This window comes from Bacillus sp. FJAT-27445, from assembly GCF_001510665.1.
GTDB lineage: Bacteria > Bacillota > Bacilli > Bacillales > Cytobacillaceae > Bacillus_D.
On the sequence record NZ_LMTI01000013.1, the window covers coordinates 1 to 2947 of the forward strand.

Sequence of the window (2947 nt, forward strand, 5' to 3'; positions counted from 1 at the left end):
TATATGGTTAAGTCCTCGATCGATTAGTATCAGTCAGCTCCACACGTCGCCGCGCTTCCACCTCTGACCTATCAACCTGATCATCTTTCAGGGATCTTACTTCTTTCGAATGGGAAATCTCATCTTGAGGGGGGCTTCATGCTTAGATGCTTTCAGCACTTATCCCGTCCGCACATAGCTACCCAGCGATGCCTTTGGCAAGACAACTGGTACACCAGCGGTGCGTCCATCCCGGTCCTCTCGTACTAAGGACAGCTCCTCTCAAATTTCCTGCGCCCACGACGGATAGGGACCGAACTGTCTCACGACGTTCTGAACCCAGCTCGCGTACCGCTTTAATGGGCGAACAGCCCAACCCTTGGGACCGACTACAGCCCCAGGATGCGATGAGCCGACATCGAGGTGCCAAACCTCCCCGTCGATGTGGACTCTTGGGGGAGATAAGCCTGTTATCCCCGGGGTAGCTTTTATCCGTTGAGCGATGGCCCTTCCATGCGGAACCACCGGATCACTAAGCCCGACTTTCGTCCCTGCTCGACTTGTAGGTCTCGCAGTCAAGCTCCCTTGTGCCTTTACACTCTGCGAATGATTTCCAACCATTCTGAGGGAACCTTTGGGCGCCTCCGTTACATTTTAGGAGGCGACCGCCCCAGTCAAACTGCCCGCCTGACACTGTCTCCCACCCCGGTAAGGGGTGCGGGTTAGAATTTCAATACAGCCAGGGTAGTATCCCACCGACGCCTCCACACAAGCTGGCGCTCATGCTTCACAGGCTCCTACCTATCCTGTACAGGCTGTACCAAAATTCAATATCAGGCTGCAGTAAAGCTCCACGGGGTCTTTCCGTCCTGTCGCGGGTAACCTGCATCTTCACAGGTACTATAATTTCACCGAGTCTCTCGTTGAGACAGTGCCCAGATCGTTACGCCTTTCGTGCGGGTCGGAACTTACCCGACAAGGAATTTCGCTACCTTAGGACCGTTATAGTTACGGCCGCCGTTTACTGGGGCTTCAATTCAGAGCTTCGCGTGAGCTAACCCCTCCTCTTAACCTTCCAGCACCGGGCAGGCGTCAGCCCCTATACTTCGCCTTGCGGCTTCGCAGAGACCTGTGTTTTTGCTAAACAGTCGCCTGGGCCTATTCACTGCGGCTCTTCAGGGCTATGAACCCTAAAGAGCACCCCTTCTCCCGAAGTTACGGGGTCATTTTGCCGAGTTCCTTAACGAGAGTTCTCTCGCTCACCTTAGGATTCTCTCCTCGCCTACCTGTGTCGGTTTGCGGTACGGGCACCTTTCATCTCGCTAGAGGCTTTTCTTGGCAGTGTGGAATCAGGAACTTCGGTACTTAATTTCCCTCGCTGTCACAGCTCAGCCTTATATGGGAAGCGGATTTGCCAACTTCCCAGCCTAACTGCTTAGACGCACATATCCAATAGTGCGCTTACCCTATCCTCCTGCGTCCCCCCATTGCTCAAACGATGAAGAGGTGGTACAGGAATATCAACCTGTTGTCCATCGCCTACGCCTTTCGGCCTCGGCTTAGGTCCCGACTAACCCTGAGCGGACGAGCCTTCCTCAGGAAACCTTAGGCATTCGGTGGATGGGATTCTCACCCATCTTTCGCTACTCATACCGGCATTCTCACTTCCAAGCGCTCCACAGGTCCTTCCGGTCCTGCTTCAACGCACTTGGAACGCTCTCCTACCACTGACATCGAAGATGTCAATCCACAGCTTCGGTGATACGTTTAGCCCCGGTACATTTTCGGCGCAGAGTCACTCGACCAGTGAGCTATTACGCACTCTTTAAATGGTGGCTGCTTCTAAGCCAACATCCTGGTTGTCTAAGCAACTCCACATCCTTTTCCACTTAACGTATACTTTGGGACCTTAGCTGGTGGTCTGGGCTGTTTCCCTCTTGACTACGGATCTTATCACTCGCAGTCTGACTCCCACGGATAAGTCTTTGGCATTCGGAGTTTGTCTGAATTCGGTAACCCGATGGGGGCCCCTAGTCCAAACAGTGCTCTACCTCCAAGACTCTTACAACGTGAGGCTAGCCCTAAAGCTATTTCGGAGAGAACCAGCTATCTCCAGGTTCGATTGGAATTTCTCCGCTACCCACACCTCATCCCCGCACTTTTCAACGTACGTGGGTTCGGTCCTCCATCCAGTGTTACCTGGACTTCAACCTGGACATGGGTAGATCACCTGGTTTCGGGTCTACGGCCACATACTCATTCGCCCTATTCAGACTCGCTTTCGCTGCGGCTCCGCCTTTTCGGCTTAACCTTGCATGGGACCGTAACTCGCCGGTTCATTCTACAAAAGGCACGCCATCACCCATGAACGGGCTCTGACTACTTGTAGGCACACGGTTTCAGGATCTATTTCACTCCCCTTCCGGGGTGCTTTTCACCTTTCCCTCACGGTACTGGTTCACTATCGGTCACTAGGGAGTATTTAGCCTTGGGAGATGGTCCTCCCGGATTCCGACCGGATTTCACGTGTCCGGCCGTACTCAGGATCCACTCAGGAGGGAACGAAGTTTCAGCTACAGGGCTTTTACCTTCTACGGCAGGCCTTTCCAGGCCTCTTCGCCTACCCCGTTCCTTTGTAACTCCATGTTGAGTGTCCTACAACCCCGAAAGGCAAGCCTTTCGGTTTGGGCTATGTCCCGTTTCGCTCGCCGCTACTCAGGGAATCGCGTTTGCTTTCTCTTCCTCCGGGTACTTAGATGTTTCAGTTCCCCGGGTATGCCTTCAATACCCTATGAATTCAGGTAAAGATGCCACCCCATTACGGATGGCGGGTTCCCCCATTCGGAAATCTCCGGATCAATGCTTACTTACAGCTCCCCGGAGCATATCGGTGTTAGTCCCGTCCTTCTTCGGCTCCTAGTGCCAAGGCATCCACCGTGCGCCCTTTCTAACTTAACCTAAAAGGTTT

1 rRNA gene is annotated in these 2947 nt (G+C 53.4%); it reads right to left on the minus strand.

Features of this window, described 5'->3' with window-relative positions:
- Positions 1-3: 3 nt before the first annotated feature.
- Positions 4-2937: ribosomal RNA gene (locus tag AR337_RS22485) — 23S ribosomal RNA — on the minus strand.
- Between the last annotated feature and the right edge of the window lie 10 nt (positions 2938-2947).